Annotated in this window: 16 protein-coding genes; 10 read left to right on the top strand and 6 right to left on the bottom strand. The window is 67.2% G+C overall.

What is annotated here, in order from left to right; all coding sequences use genetic code 11:
• Window positions 1–219: 219 nt before the first annotated feature.
• From CDO44_RS14350 to CDO44_RS14340, 3 genes are all read left to right on the top strand, one after another.
• A complete protein-coding gene (locus tag CDO44_RS14350) occupies window positions 220–1,209 on the top strand; it encodes a tripartite tricarboxylate transporter substrate binding protein (protein WP_158213291.1) in 990 nt (329 codons plus the stop codon).
• Between the two features lie 222 nt (window positions 1,210–1,431).
• Entirely contained in the window at window positions 1,432–1,908 is a 477-nt protein-coding gene (gene greA, locus CDO44_RS14345) for a transcription elongation factor GreA (protein ID WP_087780888.1), read from the top strand.
• Between the two features lie 340 nt (window positions 1,909–2,248).
• A complete protein-coding gene (locus CDO44_RS14340; protein ID WP_087780887.1) occupies window positions 2,249–2,674 on the top strand; it encodes a DUF4149 domain-containing protein in 426 nt (141 codons plus the stop codon).
• On the opposite strand, the gene CDO44_RS14335 is transcribed toward CDO44_RS14340, so the two are convergent.
• On the bottom strand, window positions 2,623–3,363 hold the full coding sequence (locus tag CDO44_RS14335) for a YhbY family RNA-binding protein (protein ID WP_087780886.1): 741 nt from the start codon (window positions 3,361–3,363) through the stop codon (window positions 2,623–2,625). The genes CDO44_RS14340 and CDO44_RS14335 overlap by 52 nt on opposite strands.
• Window positions 3,364–3,489: 126 nt before the next feature.
• Here CDO44_RS14335 and CDO44_RS14330 point away from each other — a divergent pair, with 126 nt between their 5' ends.
• From CDO44_RS14330 to CDO44_RS14305, 6 genes are all read left to right on the top strand, one after another.
• Complete coding sequence (locus tag CDO44_RS14330; RefSeq protein WP_087780885.1) at window positions 3,490–4,140, top strand: RlmE family RNA methyltransferase; 651 nt, start codon at window positions 3,490–3,492, stop codon at window positions 4,138–4,140.
• A 79-nt stretch (window positions 4,141–4,219) separates the two neighbouring features.
• Complete coding sequence (gene ftsH, locus CDO44_RS14325) at window positions 4,220–6,106, top strand: ATP-dependent zinc metalloprotease FtsH (RefSeq protein WP_087780884.1); 1,887 nt, start codon at window positions 4,220–4,222, stop codon at window positions 6,104–6,106.
• Window positions 6,107–6,448: 342 nt separating this feature from the next.
• On the top strand, window positions 6,449–7,228 hold the full coding sequence (gene folP, locus CDO44_RS14320; RefSeq protein ID WP_087780908.1) for a dihydropteroate synthase: 780 nt from the start codon (window positions 6,449–6,451) through the stop codon (window positions 7,226–7,228).
• 55 nt (window positions 7,229–7,283) lie between these two features.
• Window positions 7,284–8,624, top strand: a complete 1,341-nt coding sequence (gene glmM / locus CDO44_RS14315) for a phosphoglucosamine mutase (protein ID WP_087780883.1) — start codon at window positions 7,284–7,286, stop codon at window positions 8,622–8,624.
• Between the two features lie 108 nt (window positions 8,625–8,732).
• A complete protein-coding gene (locus tag CDO44_RS14310; protein WP_087780882.1) occupies window positions 8,733–9,185 on the top strand; it encodes a histidine phosphatase family protein in 453 nt (150 codons plus the stop codon).
• A 128-nt stretch (window positions 9,186–9,313) separates the two neighbouring features.
• Window positions 9,314–10,117 (top strand): GNAT family N-acetyltransferase, encoded by an 804-nt coding sequence (locus tag CDO44_RS14305; RefSeq protein WP_087780881.1) that lies wholly within the window; start codon window positions 9,314–9,316, stop codon window positions 10,115–10,117.
• Between the two features lie 124 nt (window positions 10,118–10,241).
• Here the strand turns inward: CDO44_RS14305 and ppx are convergent, their stop codons facing one another.
• Complete coding sequence (gene ppx / locus CDO44_RS14300; protein WP_087780880.1) at window positions 10,242–11,732, bottom strand: exopolyphosphatase; 1,491 nt, start codon at window positions 11,730–11,732, stop codon at window positions 10,242–10,244.
• A 139-nt stretch (window positions 11,733–11,871) separates the two neighbouring features.
• On the opposite strand from ppx, the gene ppk1 reads away from it, so the two are divergent.
• Entirely contained in the window at window positions 11,872–13,965 is a 2,094-nt protein-coding gene (gene ppk1 / locus CDO44_RS14295) for a polyphosphate kinase 1 (protein WP_087780879.1), read from the top strand.
• Between the two features lie 7 nt (window positions 13,966–13,972).
• On the opposite strand, the gene CDO44_RS14290 is transcribed toward ppk1, so the two are convergent.
• The 4 genes from CDO44_RS14290 to CDO44_RS14275 all read right to left on the bottom strand — a co-directional run bounded on the left by CDO44_RS14290 (window position 13,973) and on the right by CDO44_RS14275 (window position 19,511).
• Window positions 13,973–15,175: a RhtX/FptX family siderophore transporter gene (locus CDO44_RS14290; protein ID WP_369824666.1), complete on the bottom strand. Its 1,203-nt coding sequence runs from the start codon at window positions 15,173–15,175 to the stop codon at window positions 13,973–13,975.
• Window positions 15,176–15,236: 61 nt separating this feature from the next.
• Complete coding sequence (locus CDO44_RS27625; RefSeq protein WP_087780877.1) at window positions 15,237–15,680, bottom strand: cupin domain-containing protein; 444 nt, start codon at window positions 15,678–15,680, stop codon at window positions 15,237–15,239.
• Window positions 15,677–17,353 (bottom strand): PepSY domain-containing protein, encoded by a 1,677-nt coding sequence (locus CDO44_RS14280; RefSeq protein WP_087780876.1) that lies wholly within the window; start codon window positions 17,351–17,353, stop codon window positions 15,677–15,679. Before CDO44_RS14280 ends, CDO44_RS27625 begins: the two co-directional genes overlap by 4 nt.
• Before the next feature lies 1 nt (window position 17,354).
• The gene (locus CDO44_RS14275; protein WP_369824663.1) at window positions 17,355–19,511 is read right to left on the bottom strand and encodes a TonB-dependent siderophore receptor; all 2,157 of its coding nucleotides are present in this window, start codon (window positions 19,509–19,511) and stop codon (window positions 17,355–17,357) included.
• Between the last annotated feature and the right edge of the window lie 34 nt (window positions 19,512–19,545).

Raw genomic sequence — 19,545 nt, 5'->3', positions numbered from 1 at the left:
TCCTGTGCAGGCAAGCCCCGATTCTAGGAAGCGCGAGACGGCGGCCCCAACTGCATTTTCGTCATATCCAAATCCGTCTGCATGCCGCGTGGGCGCCTGCCAAAACCGCATAACGACATCCGTTTTTATTCTTTTTCTTCCATGCCGGGCCTCTCTAGGCTGGATGCCATGTCCGATCCCGGCGGCCCGTGCCGCCGCATTCCGTCGCGTGGTGTCCGCATGCAATCCCGTTTCGTCATTTCGCTTTCGCTGTTGTTGTCGGCATGGTTGCCGGGCGCCGCGGCGCTCGCCGCCGAACAGGGCTGGAAGCCCGAGGGCAAGATCGAATACATCGTCCCGTCGGGGCCCGGCGCCGCGCTCGACATGGCCGCGCGCCGCCTGGGACACATTCTCGAGATCCGCAAGCTGGCGCCCGCGGTCGTGGTCACGAACAAGCCGGGCGGCTCCAATGCGATCGCCCTCAACGTGCTGCAGCAGAATGCCGGCAATCCCCATTACCTGACGACGCTGGGGTCCACGCTGCTGACCGGCCGCGCGAACGGTACGCTCGACGTGACGTACTCCGATTTCACGCCCATCGCGGTGCTGCTGGATGAGTTCGTGACCGTCGCGGTTCGAGCCGACTCCCCCATCAAGACTGGCCGGGACCTCATCGAGGCCCTTCGGCGCGATCCGCAGTCCCTGAGCATTGGCGTGGCTTCCTCGCTCGGCAACCATATCCACATCGGCATCGCTCGTCCGCTCAAGCTCGGCGGCGTGGACATCGGCAGGTTGACCGTGGTGCCGTTCAAATCGTCGGCCGAGTCGCTCAACGCGCTGCTGGGCGGCCATCTGGACGTGGTCTCTTCGTCCACGCCCAATGTCGTCGCGCATATCAAGAGCGGCCGCATCCGGGTGCTGGCGGTCGATGCGCCGCAGCGGCTGGAAGGCACGCTGGCGGTGGCCCCGACCTGGAAAGAGCAGGGCATCGACGTAGTCGGGCTGTCGTCGCAGGGCGTGCTGGCGCCCAAGGGCATTACCCCCCGGCAGCGCGACTACTGGGTGGAGGCCTTGCGCGAGGCAACCCGGACCCCGGAGTGGCAGGAGTTTCTCCAGACCAATCAGCTGCGCGAGCATTTCCTGCCGCCCGACCAGGCCGTCGCCTACCTGGACCGCCAGTACGCCGAAATCCGGGCCGTGCTCAAGGATTTGCGCCTGGTTGGCGATTAGCATGCCTAGGGATAACCCTTGGATTTCAGATAGTAAAGTTTGCCCGAGGGCGCTTGCGCGTTCCCTTTAGTTTTCGGACAATCTACATTGATCGCCCCGGTTCTGATCGAGCCGGGGTTTTATTTTTCATTTCGCCCATCCCGCAGTCGCGCCGCCGGCGCGGCAGGCGGCCGCGTGCGCCGTGTTCCGGGTGGGGATCCAACAGACGTAAAGGAAGTACACATGGCTGCCATTCCGCTGACCGCGCGCGGTGCCGAGCGCCTGAAACAGGAACTGCATCGCCTGAAGACGGTGGAGCGCCCCGCGGTGATCAACGCGATTGCCGACGCTCGCGCCCAGGGTGATCTGTCCGAGAACGCCGAGTATGACGCCGCCAAGGAAAAACAGGGCTTCATCGAGGGCCGTATCCAAGAGCTCGAGGCCAAGCTCTCGAACGCGCAGATCATCAATCCGGTCGAACTCGACGCCGGCGGCCGCATCGTGTTCGGCGCCACCGTGGACCTCGAGGACCTCGAGTCCAGCGAGCGAGTCACCTATCAGGTCGTCGGCGACGACGAGGCCGACATCCGCGCCAACCTCATCTCGGTGTCCAGTCCCATTGCGCGCGCGCTGATCGGCAAGACGGTCGGTGACGTGGCGGAAGTGCAGGCGCCTTCGGGCGTCCGGGAGTACGAGGTGTTGGACGTTCGGTATATATAACCCCCCCCTACGCGCTTGCGCGCGCCCCCCAGGGGGCGATGCGGGTGGACCGGCGGAGCCGGATCCACCGCATCCTGGGTCTAGTGCCGTTATCTCGGGGTGTGGCGCCGGTGCTTCGCTGGCTGCCAGCGGTAGCAACGGTGTGGCAATTTGAGAAACCCTCACTAGACCCAGGGCGCCGCGGATCCGGCTTTGCCGGTCCGCCAGCGCCGCCCCTTGAGGGGTGCGGCGTAAGCCGCGAGGGGTGGTCTCTCCTTCCAGCGCCGCCCCCTTGAGGGGGACGCGCGAAGCGCGGAGGGGGTGGGCCTTCCCTTTGCCTTCCCCATCCATTGGAGTGATCATGGCCACTGTGGTGCGGCTGTTGGCGGCGTTGTGGTGCGGGGCGCTTTGGACGATCGGGCTGCTGGTCGTGCCGCTCCTGTTTTCCCAGCTTGAACCGATGCGGGCCGCGGGAACGGCGGGGTCGTTGTTCCGGTTGCTGGCCTATGGCGGCTTGCTGGTGGCCTTGCTGATGTTGGTGGCCGACCGGTTTGGGCGGGGCCTGGCGCTGGGCGTGCGAGGGCGCCGCACCGTGCTGCTCATGGCGGTAGGAGTGGGATTGGGGTATTTCGGCACCCGGCCCGTGATGGACTACGGGCGGGCGCTGATCGCCGCCGGCCAGTCCGTACCCGCCTGGGCGGATTTCGGAACCTGGCACGGGGTGTCGAGCGTGCTTTATTTCTTGGTGGCGGTCCTGGGCTTGCGGCTGGTGGCCGTGGTGCGCTGACCACCGCCCGCGGGACGGGTCCGGGCGCCGGCGCGCAACGACAGCGCGCTGCCCGCGCGCTTGGCTGCCGGCCGATCCGCCGACTTGCGGGCGGCGCCCAGGGTCGATCCCAGGCCGCCGGGGCGGCGGGGCGCCGCGGTACGGGCCGCACCCCGGCGCGAGCCGGTTTCCTCGCGCGTGGACGGGCGCTGGCGCTTGTCGGTGCCCAGGTAGCGTTCCCGTGCCGTCATCGGGCCCGCATCGCGTTCCCGCTCCGGCCGCTCGCTGCGCGAACGGGTGGGGGCCGGCTTGCCGACCACCGCCAGTTTCTTCGGCACGTGGGCCTCGTTGGCCTTGCGCGCGGCCGTGCCAAGTGCGGCCACGTCGGACTTGGCCTTGCGGGCGCCCAGCAGGGCGGTGGCGTCGGGATCGCGCTCGGTGGGCCGGAACAGGATGAAGATCTTGCCCAGGTGGTGCACCGGCGCGCAGGCGAGCTCGTCGCAGATCCGGTAGAGCAGTTCGTCGCGTACGGCGCGGTCTTCGCCGCCGGCTCGCACCTTGATCAGGCCATGGGCCGTCAGGTTGCGGTCGATTTCCTGGAGGACGGCGTCGCTCAGGCCCTTGTCGCCGATGAGGACGACAGGCTTGAGCGGATGGGCAGCGGCCCGCAGGGCGCTGCGCAATTGTGAATTGATGTCAAGGACTGGCATTTCGAGATTGTACGGGAGCCGGGAGCGGGGCGCGATCCTCCGGTCGCAGTATGCTCCCGATATTGGCGGATTCGCCGCACTCCCGCACGGGATTTTCTACATACCGACCCAGGAAACTGGGCAAATATGGCAAAGAACAAGTTTTCGAAGAACTGGCTGCACCAGCACATCAACGACCCTTATGTGAAGCTCGCGCAACAGAAGGGGTATCGTGCCCGGGCCGCCTTCAAGCTGACCGAGATCCTCGATACCGAGAAACTCCTCAAGCCGGGCGACGTGGTCATCGACCTCGGTTCGGCGCCCGGGAGCTGGTCCCAGGTGGCGCGCCAGCGGCTGGCCGGTCCCCAGGGTACTATCCGGGGACGGATCATCGCGCTGGACCTGCTGCCGATGGAGCCGGTCGCCGGCGTGGAGTTCATCCAGGGCGATTTTCGCGAGGAAGAGGTGCTGCAACAGCTCGAGACGCTGCTGGGCAACCAGCCGGTGGACCTTGTTATTTCCGACATGGCCCCCAATCTATCCGGCGTCGGGGTGGCTGACGCGGCCCGGATCCAGCACGTGTGCGACCTGGCCCGGGAGTTTGCGCAGGCCCACCTCAAGCCCGAGGGGGCGCTCATCGTGAAGGCGTTCCATGGCAGCGGCTTTTCCCAGATCGTGCAAAGCTTCAAGCAGACTTTCCGCCGGGTGGTGGAGCGCAAGCCCAAGGCGTCGCGCGACAAATCCTCGGAAACCTTTCTCGTCGGGGTCGGGCTGAAGTATCCCGGCGGCGGACAATAGTAGAATCGGACTTAGTGTCCGATCGGGCCGGGACCTCCCGGCAGGTCGACCGATCGGCAATCCAAGTAGGAGATCGACCTTGAACAACATGTTCTCCAAAGTCGCGGTCTGGATGGTGATCGCTTTCGTGCTGTTTACCGTGTTCAAACAGTTCGAAGGCCGCACCCGCCCGCAGGACACCGTGTCCTATTCCCAGTTCATGGAAGAGGCCAAGGCGGGCCGCATCCAGAAAGTCGACATCCAGGGCGACGTGCTGAGCGTCACGCCCACCGACGGCCGTCCCTACACTATCACGTCTCCCGGCGACCTCTGGCTGGTCAGCGACCTGATGAAATACGGCGTGCAGGTCTCGGGCAAGGCCAAGGAAGAGCCCTCGCTCTTCATGAGCATCTTCGTCTCCTGGTTCCCGATGCTGCTGCTGATCGGCGTATGGATATTCTTCATGCGGCAGATGCAGGGCGGGGGGCGCGGCGGCGCGTTCAACTTCGGCAAGTCGCGCGCCCGCATGCTGGACGAGAACTCCAATACCGTCACGTTCGCCGACGTCGCCGGCTGCGACGAGGCCAAGGAAGACGTGCAGGAGCTGGTCGATTTCCTGCGCGACCCGTCCAAGTTCCAGAAGCTGGGCGGCCGCATCCCGCGCGGCGTGCTGATGGTGGGCTCGCCGGGTACCGGAAAGACGCTGCTGGCGCGTGCCATCGCCGGCGAGGCCAAGGTGCCGTTCTTCAGCATCTCGGGCTCCGACTTCGTCGAGATGTTCGTCGGCGTGGGCGCGGCCCGCGTGCGCGACATGTTCGAGAACGCCAAGAAGCACGCTCCCTGCATCATCTTCATCGATGAAATCGACGCCGTCGGCCGCCAGCGCGGCGCCGGCCTGGGCGGCGGCAACGACGAGCGCGAGCAGACCCTGAACCAGATGCTGGTGGAAATGGACGGCTTCGAGACCGGCCAGGGCATCATCGTCATCGCCGCCACCAACCGTCCCGACGTGCTCGACCCGGCGCTGCTGCGCCCGGGCCGCTTCGACCGCCAGGTCGTGGTGCCGCTGCCCGACATCCGCGGCCGCGAGCAGATCCTGAAGGTCCACATGCGCAAGGTGCCGGTGTCGTCCGACGTCGACGCCACCATCCTGGCCCGCGGCACGCCCGGCTTCTCGGGCGCGGACCTCGCCAACCTCGTGAACGAGGCCGCGCTGTTCGCCGCCCGCCGCAACGGCCGCACGGTGGACATGCTGGACTTCGAGAAGGCCAAGGACAAGATCATCATGGGCGCCGAGCGCCGCTCCATCGTCATGCCCGAGGAAGAGCGCCGCAACACCGCGTACCACGAGTCCGGCCATGCCATCGTCGCCAAGATGCTGCCCAAGACCGATCCGGTGCACAAGGTCACCATCATCCCGCGCGGCCGCGCGCTGGGCGTGACCATGCAGCTGCCCGAGGGAGACCGCTACAGCATGGACAAGGACCGCATGCTGAACACCATCGCGGTGCTGTTCGGCGGACGCATCGCCGAGGAGGTCTTCATGAACCAGATGACCACCGGCGCCTCGAACGACTTCGAGCGGGCCACCCAGATCGCCCGCGACATGGTCACCCGCTACGGCATGACCGACACGCTGGGCCCCATGGTGTATGCGGAGAACGAAGGCGAGGTCTTTCTGGGCCGCAGCATCACCAAGACGACCCAGGTGTCCGAGGCGACCATGCAGAAGGTCGACGCCGAGATCCGCCGCATCATCGACGAACAGTACGCCGTGGCGCGCAAGATCCTCGAGGACAACCGCGACAAGGTCGAAGCGATGACGAAGGCGCTGCTCGAATGGGAGACCATCGACTCCGACCAGATCAACGACATCATCGACGGCCGCCCGCCGCGGCCGCCCAAGGCGTCCGATTCGGCGAACACCCCGCCGAATACGCCGCCCAGCACCGGCGGCGTGGCGCAGAACGCGACTGCGCCGGCGTAGAGACACCCCCTACGCGCTTACGCGCGCCCCCCCAGGGGGGCGATGCGAGTGGACCGGCGGAGCCGGATCCACCGCATCCTGGGGGACTACCAGGCTGATGGGGGGCGGCGTTCTTGCCGCCCTTTGCCTTTGCCGAGAGCGAAAAAGCACGCATGCAGTATTCCGCACCCCAATCCTCTGACTCCGATCCAAGATGCGGAGGATGCAGCTCGACCGGCCGACTCACATCGCTCCCTCGAGGAGCTGCCGCGGAGCGTGGGGGCTCACAAAAGGGGGCGCGCTTCAGTGCGTAAGGAAGGGCTTTTCGGCCGTTTCGAGTTGGACCTGTCCCGCCCGCTCGTCATGGGCATCATCAATGTCACCCCGGATTCCTTTTCCGACGGGGGGAAGAATCTCGCGCTGGACGCCGGCATTGCCCATGCGCGGCAACTGATCGCGGAAGGCGCCGACATGCTGGACATCGGCGGGGAATCCACCCGGCCGGGGGCGGAGCCGGTGTCGCTGGGGGACGAGCTTGCGCGGTTGTTGCCGTTGATCGAGGCGCTGCGGGACTGCGGGGTGCCGTTGTCGGTCGACACGTTCAAGCCTGCCGTGATGCGCGCGGTGCTGGACGCGGGCGCGGACATGATCAACGACATCTACGGTTTCAGGCAGCCCGGCGCGGTCGAGGCAGTGGCGCGGGGAACCGCCGGGCTTTGCGTGATGCATATGCAGGGCGAGCCCCGCACCATGCAGCAGGCGCCGGTCTATGCGGACGTGGTCGGCGATGTCGCCGCTTTCCTGCGGGAGCAGGCCGAACGTCTGCTGGCGGCAGGGGTGGCGCCCGAGCGGATCTGCGTCGATCCGGGGTTCGGATTCGGCAAGACCACGGCCCACAACTATGCGCTCATGCGTAGTTTGCCGACTATCGGCGCCCTCGGGTATCCGCTTCTAATAGGAGTATCGCGCAAGACCATGATCGGCGCCGTCACAGGCAAGCCCGTTGGGGAACGGGTGGCCGGCAGCGTCGCGGCGGCGCTGGCCGCGGTGGATCGCGGCGCCGCCATCGTCCGGGTCCACGACGTCGCGGCCACGGTCGACGCGCTCAAGGTTTGGCGTGCGGTGCAGGCCTGGGAAGAGTGACCGGCACCCGGTCCGGCGAGCAACAAGGCAACAAGAACAACGGGGGCCACCCACGATGGTTGGAAGACGCAAGTATTTCGGAACCGACGGCATACGCGGCAAGGTCGGGTCCAAGGTCATCAATGCCGAATTCGCCCTGCGCCTGGGTTATGCCGCGGGCCGCGTGCTTACCGCCGAGCACCGGGAAGGCGGCCGGCCAGTCGTACTCATCGGCAAGGACACGCGGATTTCCGGCTACATGCTGGAATCGGCGCTCGAGGCCGGCTTGTCCGCGGCAGGCATCGACGTGCTGCTGGCCGGGCCCATGCCCACGCCGGCCATCGCCTACCTGACCCGCGCGCTGCGCCTGTCGGCGGGAATCGTGATCAGCGCCTCGCACAACCCGTACTACGACAACGGCATCAAGTTTTTCTCGTCCAGCGGCATGAAGCTGCCCGACGACGTGGAGCTGCGCATCGAGGCGGCGCTGGGCGAGCCGGTCGGCTGCGTGTCGTCGGAAAGGCTGGGACGGGCCAAGCGCCTGAACGACGCCGCCGGCCGCTATATCGAATTCTGCAAGAGCGGCTTCCCCAACGACCTGGACCTGTCCGGCCTGAAGCTGGTCATCGACGCCGCCCATGGCGCCGCCTACCACATCGCCCCCAGCGTGTTCGAAGAACTGGGCGCCACCGTGAGCTGCATAGGCTGTGCGCCCAACGGAATGAACATCAACGACGGCGTCGGGGCCACGCACCTGGAGGCACTGGCCGCCGCGGTCGTGGCGCAGAAGGCCGACCTCGGCATTGCGCTGGACGGGGACGCCGACCGGCTCCTGATGGTGGACGGGGCCGGCCGGCGCTACAACGGCGACGAGCTGCTGTACGTGATCGTGACGGACCGCATGCGCGGCGGACCCGTCTCCGGGGTGGTCGGTACGCAAATGACCAACCTGGCATTCGAGCACCGCATGCACGAGCTCGGCATCCCCTTCGCCCGGGCGGCGGTGGGGGACCGTTACGTGCTGGCCATGCTGCAGAAGAAGGGCTGGCTCTACGGCGGCGAGGGCTCCGGCCACCTGCTTTGCCTGGACCGCCATACCACCGGCGACGGCATCGTGGCGGCGCTGCAGGTGCTGGCGGCCGTCCAGCGGCAGGGGCGGACCCTGGCCGAACTGCTGGACGGCTTGCAGCTGTATCCTCAAAAGCTGGTGAACGTGCCGCTGGCGCCGGGCCTGGACTGGCACAGCCACGAAGGGCTGGCGCGGGCGCGACAGGAAGTCGAGCGGCGGCTGGAGGGAAGGGGCCGCGTACTGATCCGGGCCTCCGGTACCGAACCCAAGCTGCGGCTGATGGTCGAGGCGGCCGACGAAGCCGTCGTCGACGGCTGCCTGGACGCCTTGTCGGCCAGCCTGCGCTAGGGGGCGGTTGACGTCCGGGTCCCGCCCGCGCCGGCGTTCCTGTCAAGCGCCGGTCATGGCCCGCCGGCAAAATCGGGATTCTCGATTATGACGATACAAGCATCATCCATGAACCTGATCCTCTGGCGCCATGCCGAGGCCGAAGACGGCCAGGACGACCTGCAGCGCGCGCTGACCCGCCGCGGACGCAAGCAGGCCGAGGCCGTCGCCAACTGGCTGCGGGCCCACGCGCCCGCCGATTTGCAGATCATGGCGAGCCCCGCCGTGCGCACCCGTCAGACCGCGGACGCCCTGGGCCTGGAATACGCCGTCGTTCCTGAACTGGCGCCCGATGCCGCGCCGGCTCACGTGCTGGCGGCAACCGGCTGGCCGTTGTCGCGCCGGCCCGTGCTCGTCGTCGGCCACCAGCCGACGCTGGGCCGGGTGGCCAGCACGCTGCTGGCCGGGGTGGACCTGCCCTGGAGCCTGAAAAAAGGCGGCCTGTGGTGGCTCGCCCGCCGCCAGCGCGACGAGGATTTCCAGGTAGTCGTCAAGGCCGTGGTCAATCCGGAGTTCGTGTAGCCTTTTCGTAAGCAGGCGTTTCCGGCTGGGCGGTGGTATTGTGTTGGAGTCATGGTACCGTCATTATTCTGTCAATGACGTGAAACGCACAGCACCGACACTCGACTCACCTGTCAAGGAGTGTGCATATGCTCGAATTCACCCGCATCGAAGCGCGTCGAGGCCTTGCCGACGAGCTTCATGACGGTGTCCAGATCCCCGCCCTGGCCGTAGGATTGGCGCGTTCCTGGGAAGAAGTCCGACAAGCCCAGCGGTTGCGCTACGAAGTCTTCACCGAAGACATGGGCGCCGTGTTCCCGACGGCCGTCGACGGCATCGACGAGGACCGGTTCGATCCCTGGTGCGAGCACTTGATCGTGCGCGAACTGGAGACCGACCGCGTGGTCGGCACCTATCGCATCCTGGGACCCGAGCAGGCTCGCCACGCCGGAGGGTACTACTCCGAGTCCGAATTCGATCTTTCGGGCCTGAACGCCATACGCAGCGAGCTGGTCGAGTTCGGCCGCTCGTGCACGCACCGCGACTACCGCAGCGGCGCGGTCATCATGCTGCTGTGGTCCGGGCTGGCCGAGTTCCTGCGCCGCTCGGGCCATCGCTACGTGTTCGGCTGCGCCAGCGTCAGCCTGCGCGACGACGGCGCAACCGCCGCGGGCGTCTATCGCTCGGTGGCTTCGCATATCGAAGAGGCGCGCGAGCTGCGCGTGCAGCCGCTGCACCGGCTGCCCGTCGAGCGCCTGGACTGCAACCTTCCCACGCGCGTGCCGCCGCTGATCAAGGGCTACCTGAAGGTCGGCGCCCGCGTCTGCGGCGAACCCGCCTGGGACGCCGATTTCAACACGGCCGATTTTCCGATGCTGTTGTCCATCGACGCGCTGGATGACCGCTATCGGCGGCACTTCGGGCTCGAGTCGCAGGCATCGAGGCGGTCGTGAACGCCGGCGAGCCGTCTGGCCGGCCGCGCCTGCGCGACCGGCCCGTCGCCGGCGCTTGCGGTCCGCACGGCGGCTCAGGCGGATAGGCGTGAGGCTATTGCGGCGGCTTACCCGCCGCATCCGTTCAGAGCTCAAGCAGCTCGAACGTGAATCCCACCTTGCGCCATTCTGATTCTTCGGCGCGCAGCGTGAAATCGGTCAGGGGGTGGGCTCCCATCCAACCGGCGTCGGTCTTGACGATGATGGACGATCCCTTGACGGACACCGAGATCGGCGGGCTGTCGATATCCTCGCGGCGCCGATAGAGGATGGCCGCCAGGCGCAGGCACAGGATTGCGATCCATTGCTCTTCGTGATTCACGAGTTCCTGGAGCTTGGCGAGCTTGCCTTGGTGACCCAGCGCCAGCAGCGCCAGCAGGGTCTGGTCCTGGCGGGAAAAGCCCGGCATGTCCGCATGCTGCAGGATGTAGGCCGAATGCTTGTGATACGTGTTGTGGGCGATGGACAGGCCGATTTCATGCAGATCGGCGGCCCAGCCCAGGATCCGGGTCAATTCCTCGTGTTCCGCCGCGGGCGTCGGCACCAGCTGCTGGAACAGCCCCAGCGCCATCTGCCGGACCCGGGCGGCCTGGGCCTTGTCCACCTTGTAGCGGTTCATGAACTGCCGCACGGTATCGTCGCGCTTGTCGAGCGCGGCGTCGCGGCCGGCCAGGTCGTACAGGACGCCCACACGCAAGGCGCCGTCGGCCGGGCGCATGAGGTCGATGCCGAGCTCGTCGAAGATCGCGCTCATGATGGCCAGCCCCCCGGGCAGGACGGATACGCGATCGGGCTTGATGCCGGCCAGTTGCGCCCGTTCGACCGTGCCTGCCTTGATCAGCCTGTCCTTGAGCTTGTCCATGCCGCGCCGGGTGATGCCGTACTCCGAGAAGCCCGACTCCGTCAGGATGGCGCCCAGCGCCTTGCTCGTGCCGGAGGAGCCGTAGGCCTCCTGCCAGCCGGCCTTGCGGTATTGGCGCGCGATGACTTCGATCTCGCGCCGGGCCGCCATTTCGGCCTGCTTCATCGCATGCGCGTCGACGATGCCGTCCGGGAAGTAGGCGCGGCTGAAGCTGACGCAGCCCATGTACAGCGATTCCATCAACTCCGGCTCGAACCGCCGGCCGACGATGAACTCGGTCGAACCGCCACCGATGTCGACCACCAGGCGCTTGGCGGAAGAGGGGGGCAGCGAGTGCGAGACGCCGGAGAAGATCAGGCGGGCCTCTTCGCGGCCGGCGATGACTTCGATCGGAAAGCCCAGGGCTTCCTCGGCCTGGGGCAGGAACTCCGTGACGTTGCGCGCGACCCGGAACGTATTGGTCGCGACGGCCCGCACCCGCTCCGGGTGAAAGCTGCGCAGGCGCTCGCCGAAACGGCGCAGCACCTCCAGCGCGAATTCCTTGGTGGGGGCGTCGAGCGTCTTGTCGGACCGCAGGCCCGCGGCCAGCCGGACGGTTTCCTTGAGCCGGTCCACGGGGTAGATCTGGATCGTTCCCCCTTCGTCGACGACCCGGCCGATCACCAGCCGGAAACTATTGGAGCCGAGGTCTACGGCGGCGAGCAACTGGGTCATGAGGGGCGGCGGAAAAAGAATGCGAGCTGGAAGAATAAGGCGCTTGGATGACAGAATGGTTGCACTGTCATAATTTAGTCATCATTTTGACGCAAAAATAGCATCCCACCAGATATGCATTGATCGCTGCGGATACCCCATGGTTGCCAGATTGCCTGCCCGAGAACTGTTCCTGAATCGAGAGCTCGCCTTGCTCAAATTCAACGAACGGGTCCTGGCGCTGGCCGAAGACGAGCATACTCCCTTGCTCGAACGGCTGCGTTTCCTGTGCATCGTCGCCTCCAACCTGGATGAGTTCTTCGAGATCCGCGTCGCCAGCCTGCACGAGCAGGTGCGCCAGAATCCACGCGCCAAGGGCCTGGACGGATTGACTCCCGAGGAGGTCGTGCAGCGGGTCTCGGCCGCCGCCCGCGCGCTGGTGCAGCGCCAGTACGATTTGCTGAATCGCGAGATCCTGCCGCGTCTGCAGGCCGAAGGCATCGTCCTGCACATGGCGCAGAGCTGGACGCCCGCCCAACGGGCCTGGGCGCACGAGGTCTTCCGGATGGACGTCATGCCGCTCCTGACGCCTATCGGCCTGGATCCCGCCCATCCCTTTCCCCGCGTGTTCAACAAGAGCCTGAACTTCGCCGTCGAGTTGTCGGGCCGCGACGCGTTCGGCCGCAACGTCGCCATCGCCATCGTGCAGGCGCCGCGCGCCTTGCCCCGGTTGACCCAGATGCCGCCGGAGCTCTCGGGGCATCCGCATGGCTACGTCATGCTGACCTCGTTCATGCAGGCGTTCGTCGGCGACCTGTTCCCGGGCATGACCGTGGACGGCTGCTATCAGTGGCGGCTGACCCGCAACAGCGACCTGTTCGTCGACGACGAAGAAATCACCAATCTGCGCCAGGCATTGCAGGGCGAGCTGACCCAGCGGCACTTCGGCGACGGCGTACGGCTGGAGCTGGCCGATTCCAGTCCCCGGGAACTGGAGAACTTCCTGCTCAAGGAGTTTTCGCTGACGCCGGCCGACGCCTATCGCGTGGACGGCCCGGTCAACCTGGCGCGGCTGATGCAATTGGTGAACGGCATCAATCGGCCCGATCTCAAATTCCCGCCGTTCCGGGCGCCGATCCCGGCGCCCTTCGAGCAACGCAACCTGACCCCCGACGCGCTCTTCAAGGCCATCGCCGAGCAGGACCGGCTGCTGCACCATCCCTACCAGTCATTCCAGCCGGTCATCGATTTCCTGACCGCGGCGGCTGCCGATCCCAACGTGGTTGCCATCAAGCAGACCATCTATCGCACCGGCGAGGATTCCGAACTGATGCAGCTGCTGCTGGCGGCGGCACGTTCGGGCAAGGAAGTGACGGTGGTGGTCGAACTCATGGCGCGTTTCGACGAGCAGACCAACATCAATTGGGCCGCCCGGCTGGAAGAGGTGGGCGCGCACGTGGTCTATGGCGTGGTGGGACACAAGACGCACGCGAAGATGGCGCTCGTGCTGCGCCACGAGCGTGGCCGGATACGCCGCTATGGACATCTGGGCACCGGCAACTACCATCCCAGCACGGCGCGCCTTTATACCGACTTCGGCCTGTTCACCGCCGATCCGCGGCTGTGCGAGGACATGGACCAGATCTTCTCGCAGCTGACCGGACTGGGAGCGAGGCGCCATCTCAAGTGCCTGCTGCAGGCCCCGTTCTCGCTGCACGAAACCATGGTCGCCCTGATCCGCCGCGAGGCGCGCCACGCCCGCGCGGGCAAGCCTGCGCGGATCATGGCCAAGATGAACTCGCTGCTGGAGCCCTCCATCATCGAAGAGCTCTACAAGGCGAGCCGGGCCGGCGTGCGCATCGACCTGATCGTGCGCGGCGTGTGCACCCTGCGCGCTGGCGTGCCGGGCCTGTCCGAGCACATCACCGTGCGATCCATCGTCGGCCGCTTCCTTGAACATTCGCGTGTGTTCTATTTCCTCAACGACGGCCAGGAGGTCGTCTACCTGGCTTCGGCCGACTGGATGGACCGGAATTTCTTCCGCCGCATCGAGGTGGCCTTCCCCGTCCTGGACAAGGCCCTGAAGAAGCGGGTCATCGACGAGGCGTTCACCTTCGCCTTGCGCGACAACCAGCTGGCGTGGCAGCAGCAGCCTTCGGGCGATTATGTACGGGTGCGCTCGCGGCGCCGGCCGTTCAACCTCCATGCGCACCTGATGAAGACGCTGGGGGGCTTCGACGAAGCCTCGGAGTAGCACCCGCCTATCGCGAGCCGTTTCGGGGCGCGGCCGGACGCTGCCGCAGCAAGGCCGGCGTGAAGAGGAGCGTGGCCAGGGCCAGGCCCAGGCCGACCATGAAGCCGCCGCTGTAGCCCACCATGGCGGCCAGCGCCATCAGCGAGGAGGAGGCCGCCATTTCGCCCAGGTCGCGCATGCTTTGCACGGCGGTCATGTCGGTGCCGGCCTGATCGCGGCTATGGGCGAAGCGCATGGCCGCGGTCATCATCGCAACCGATGCGCTGCCGGCGCCGAAGCTGGCCAGCAGGGTCGCCAGCCACACTGCGTAGACGGGCAGTGCGGGCGAGACCCAGGCCAAGGCGGTCCACAGCGCGGCCGCGATGCCGGCGGCGGCGATGCCGGCGAAGAACACCGGCCAGGTTCCCAGGCGCGACACCAGCCAGGCGCCGCCTCCGCAGCCCAGCGTAATGGTGATCGCGCCGCCCGCCATGCCGACCTGGCCGATTTTTTCCAGCGGCCATCCCGCATCGACCAGCAGCAGCCGGGAGAGTCCATGGCACGCGACCACCGTCACGGCGGACAGGAAGGCCGCGGCGATGAGTGCCCACGCATGCCGGCCCGATTCCAGGAAACGCCACAGGCTGGCCTGGCGGGGAAGCGCCAGCGGGGTGGGCGATGGCGCCGGTTCGCGCCACCAGGCGGCCAGTGCCAGGCTGACCGCGATGGGCAGCGCCAAGAGCAGCAGGGCGGCCGGCGCGCCGGACCGGGCATAGGCCATGAGGAATACCGGGCCGCCATAGAAAAAGCCGACCATGGTGCCGGCCACCTGCACCGCATTGGCTGTACCCAGCGTCCGGCTGTCGAATTGTTCGGCGACCAGGCCGTCGGTGGCGATGTCCTGCGTGGCGCTGGCGAGCGAGGCCGCGACCGAGAGCGCCAGCAGATAGGGCAGCGTCGCCTGGGTGAAGCCCACCGCCATGACCGCGAGCAAGATGGCGAGAACCAGCGCCTGCATGGGCAGTATCCAGCTGCGCCGGCGTCCCAGGCGCGGCGACCAGCGGTTGTCCACGAGCGGTGCCCAGCCGCATTTCAGGACCCAGGGCAGGCTCACGAGGGGAAGATAGGCGAGGGCGGACAGGCTGGCTCCCTGGCCTCGCAGGATGGCGGGCAGCGCTTCCATCGCGAGCCCGAAGGGAATGCCCTGCGAGGCGTACAGGCAGGCGATCATCGGCCATTGCAGGCGCGAAGGACCGCGCCGCGCCGGCGTTGAGGAGTAGAAGGCAGTCATGTCAGTCCGCAGCTCCATCGAGAGGCCTGTGCAAGCGGTGCTCGCTGTCGGTGGCGGGCGTCACGAACATCAACCTGCCCGGCTGCCGCACTTCGAGCCGGTGCCACCATCCCTGGGGAACGACGAGGGATTCGCCCGCGGCGACCTGCAGTTCGTGTTCGCCCCGCGAATCGGCGCTCAGCACGACGCGCAGCGATCCCTCCAGTAGCGTGAGGATCTCGTCGCCGCGGGGGTGCCGTTCCCAATGATTGCCATGGACCGAAGCGGTATCGGAAATGGACTTGATGCCGATGAGCCAGCCGCCCGTGGGCAGGCTGCGTTGATGGAAAGGCATGAGCGCGACGGCGGCGTCGGGCTGCAGGACCGCAAGGGAGTCCGACAGGGAGAACAACCGGGGCAGGCGCGCGGGATTGCCGGACCGGGAGGGAAGTATGGGCTGGGTCATGATGGGTGATGCCGGGTGAGTCGAGCAAGGCGCCAGAGCATGGCGCCCGCCAGGATGAGAACGAGGTCGAAGGCCAGCACCGGCAATCCGGCGCCAAGCGGGTGATCGAGCGGATGGCGCAGGCTGGCGATCGCCGCTACGCACAGCAGCGCGCCGGCCAGCCGCAGGACAGGCATGGCGCGTCCTTTCCCGCGCCCGGGCCAGAGGAAGTACGCGGCCGCGCCGAGCCAGGATGACCAGAAGGTCCAGGCTTGCAGCTCGGGCCGGGCGGGCAGCGTGTCGGGCGTCAGGCCGGTAACCGCCATCAGCGCGCTGCATGACAGCCCCAGCCCCAGGCACACGGCCTGTGCCAGCCGGGCGGGCCAGGAGGCGTGCTGCGGGCCCGTGCGCCGCTGCAGCCAGAGCCATGCGCCGGAAGCCGCCAGCAGTGCCGCGGCGAGTCCGGCAACGGCATGCAGCCAGCGGCTGGCGTAGCCGCCATACTGGGCGAAGTGCAGGGGCTGGATGGCGATGAAGCCCTGGGTCCAGGCGCCGCGCCGGGCCGCGCTGTCGTGGCGCAGCAAGCTGCCGTCGCGCAGGCTGTAATGGAAACGCTCGAATACCGCGGTGCTCAATTGCCAGGCGCCGTGGCCACGCAGCGTGGCATAAGCCTGCGCGTCGCCCCAGTGATGGACGGTGACGCTTTGCACGCGGAAGCCGGGATGCGTCCGCTCGTGGCGTTCCACCAGCGCGTCGAGACTCTGCATGGGTGCGGGGTGTCCGGCTGCCGGGATGTCCTCGTTGGCCATCAACGCCTGCATGGCCTGGCGTGGATCGGCGGGAAACGCATGGGGCGCCAGGGAAACGGTGGCCAGCGCGCCCAGGCCCGAAAAAATACCGGTCACCGCAATGAGCAACAGCAGGGGCGAGAGCCAGAGCCCAAGCAGTCTGTGACCGTCATGGGCCAGCGCGCGCAAGCCCGCGCGGCTGCGCAGGCGCAGCAGCCCTGGCGTGCGGCGCGGGTGATTCACCACTCCGCCGACGACCAGGAACGCCAGCGCGAAGCCGAACAGGCTCACGACGATCCGGCCGGGAAACCCCGCGTGCAAGGTGTTGTGCAATGTCGTCAGCAGCTCCGCCGCGCCTCCGTAGGCGGCCGGCATGGGGTTGGGGTCGCCGGCGCGCAGGGCCAGCGCGTCGGCGACAGGGGCCGGCCTCGCGCCGGCGGGAGCCACCGTCGCATGGCGGCGCAGGCCTTCCGGCACCTGGATCAGCAGCCGGTCGGCATCGCCGAACCGTGTCATGCCCGCCTGCAGCAGCGCGTCCAGGTCCTGCCGCTCGGCCGGCGCCAGCCTTTCGGATGGCATTTCCCAGTAACGGACCTCCTGCTTGAGCGCAGCGAAGGCGCCGGTCAGGCAGATGACGAACAGCATCAGGCCCACGCCCATTCCCGCCCATGCATGAGTGACGGCGACGGCCCGGCGGGTGGGTACGATCCGGCCGATGCCGAGGAACAGGCTGGCGCCGAGCATCAGCAACTGCGCCAGCACGCCGATGAACATGCCGGCGTAGAGGCGGTCCAGTCCGTCCTCCCACGGCCCCCAGCGGGCGATGGCTATCGCCAGCGCCGCACCGGCCGCCGGAGCGGCCAGCACGGCCGAGCCCGTACGCAGAAGCCACCGCGGCCCGGGCACGCTAATACTCCATGCGCAGCGTCAGCGCCACGCTGCGAGGTTCGCCGTAGCGATTGTTCCAGCTGGGGCCGGCCAGGCTCTGGTAATAGCGCCGGTCGAACAGATTGTTGACGTGCAGCGCCGCGCTCAGGCGCTTGTCGATGCGGTATCCCACCCGCAGGCTGGCGAGCGCATAGCCGCCCTGGCGCAGCGTGACACCGCCCGACTGCACCGTGTAAGCGCTTTGGGCCTGGATGCCGAATCCCGCGCTGAGCCGGCCGTCGTTACCGGGAAGAACGTAATTGGCCCAGAGCCTGAAAATGTGCCTGGGCGTGAAGCGCGCGAAGGGCTGGCCCTGGGATTGGGCGTCCTTCAGGTATTCCGAGGCGTTGTAGGTGTAGCCCAGCGACAGGTCCAGTCCTTGCACGATCCGTCCGCGCATTTCGGCCTCGACCCCTCGGCTTTCGACTTCGCCGCCCGCGATGTAGTAGCAGACCGCTCCCACGCAAGGGTGCGCAGGATCCGCCTGGGCGCGGTTGCGCTGACGGATGTCGAAGAACGCCAGGCTGGTGTCCAGCCGCCCGTCCAGCAGCTCGCCCTTGATGCCGGCCTCCCGGTTGCTGCCCTGCACCGGATCCAGCATGCCGCCTTCCCAGGTGGTCTGCGTCTGCGGCTGGAACACCTGCGCGTAGCTGGCGTAGACGGACCACTGTGGAGCGACGTCCACCACCAGTCCGCCATAAGGGGTGAATTCGCTGCTGATGCGCGAACTGGCGGTGGAGGTGGTCTGCTTCCACCGGCTCAGGCGGCCGCCGACGATGAGCTTGACCGGATCGGCCAGCGAGAACCGGCCCATTGCATATATGCCGGATTGCGCCATGCGGGTGGGGCCGCGCGACGCGAAGGGGCCGACCGCAGGCTCGGGCACGCTGTGCGGATCCCAGTTCCAGACGTCCACGGGCACGTTGATCGGGCTCAGGAAATTGGCCGAGAATTGCTCGATGCTGGTCCTCTGGTAGTTGGCCCCGATCAGCGCCTCGTGCCGGCGGCCGAACAGCATGAAGGGGCCGTCGAGATAGCCGTCGGCGCTGGTCTGGCGGTTCTCGAATTCATAGGCGCCGCCGGTCAGGCGCGGGCCGGTTCCCGCGGCGGGGTCGACCGCCCCGTTGGCGCCGGCATACTTCATATTGGATTCCCCGCTCAGGTGGTTGACGTTGAGCTTGGCCGTCCAGCCGCTGTCGAACGCATGCTCCAGCCCCGCGAACACCCGCGTGTTGTCCCAGTTGAAGCGATCCCAGCCGACGTCCAGGTAAGTGGAGCGGGGCAGGCCGACGTCGCGGCCGTCGCTGTAAAAAGGCACCCCGGCCATGTTGGTGATCGAGCGGATGCGCTGGTGCTGCAAGCCAACGGAAAGAACGGTGCCGGGGCTCAGATCCAGCTCGGCCGTGCCATACAAATTCATGGATTTCTGGTCGGCTACGTCGTAGAAGAAGCCGCGGTCTTCGTGGCTGGCGACCATCCGTGCCCGCAGGCTGCCGCTTTCATCAAGGGGGCCGCCCACGTCTGCTTCGGCCCGGTAGCGGTTCCAGCTGCCGGCGGTCAAGGCGCCCGCGGCGCCGAACCGCCTCGGTGCCCGCTTGGGCACGAGGTTGACGGTGGCCGCCGGATTCCCCGTGCCCTGGAGCAGGCCGTTGGCGCCGCGCAGGATCTCCACCCGTTCGTACATGCCCATGTCTTCGGGGGCGCCGGCCATCTGGCCCATGAGGACGGGGACGCCGTCCTGCTGGAAGGAATCGATCTTGAAACCCCGGGAGTAATAGCCCGTGGTCAGCTGCTGGTAGGGCTGGACGGTGATGCCGGGCGCCTGCTGCAGCACTTCCTCCAGCGTCTGGAGGTTTTGCTGTGTCATGCGTTCGCGGTCGATGATGGTGACCGACTGCGGCGTCTCCCGCAGGGACTGGGAGGTCTTGAGCAGCGTCGGCGAGTTGTCGGCGCTTTCCGTTACCGTTACCGTCGGCAAGGTGCTGACTGTGGGTTCCGACGCGGTCTGCGCATAGGCACCGGCGCTCGCGAGCATGACCGCGGAGGCGAGGGCGGTGCGCGGCAGGCTGGGGGAAGGCGCTTCCTTGTGCGACCTTGCCGCCCGGCGGCTGAAACGAAATGGCTTGCTGGCGTCCACGAGAGCCCTCTTTCATCGAATTGAGAATCAGTCT

It is taken from the genome of Pigmentiphaga sp. NML080357 (genome assembly GCF_002188465.1).
Lineage (GTDB): Bacteria > Pseudomonadota > Gammaproteobacteria > Burkholderiales > Burkholderiaceae_B > Pigmentiphaga.
Note: the sequence above shows the minus strand (reverse complement) of the source record. Positions and strands in the feature narration are given on the sequence as shown.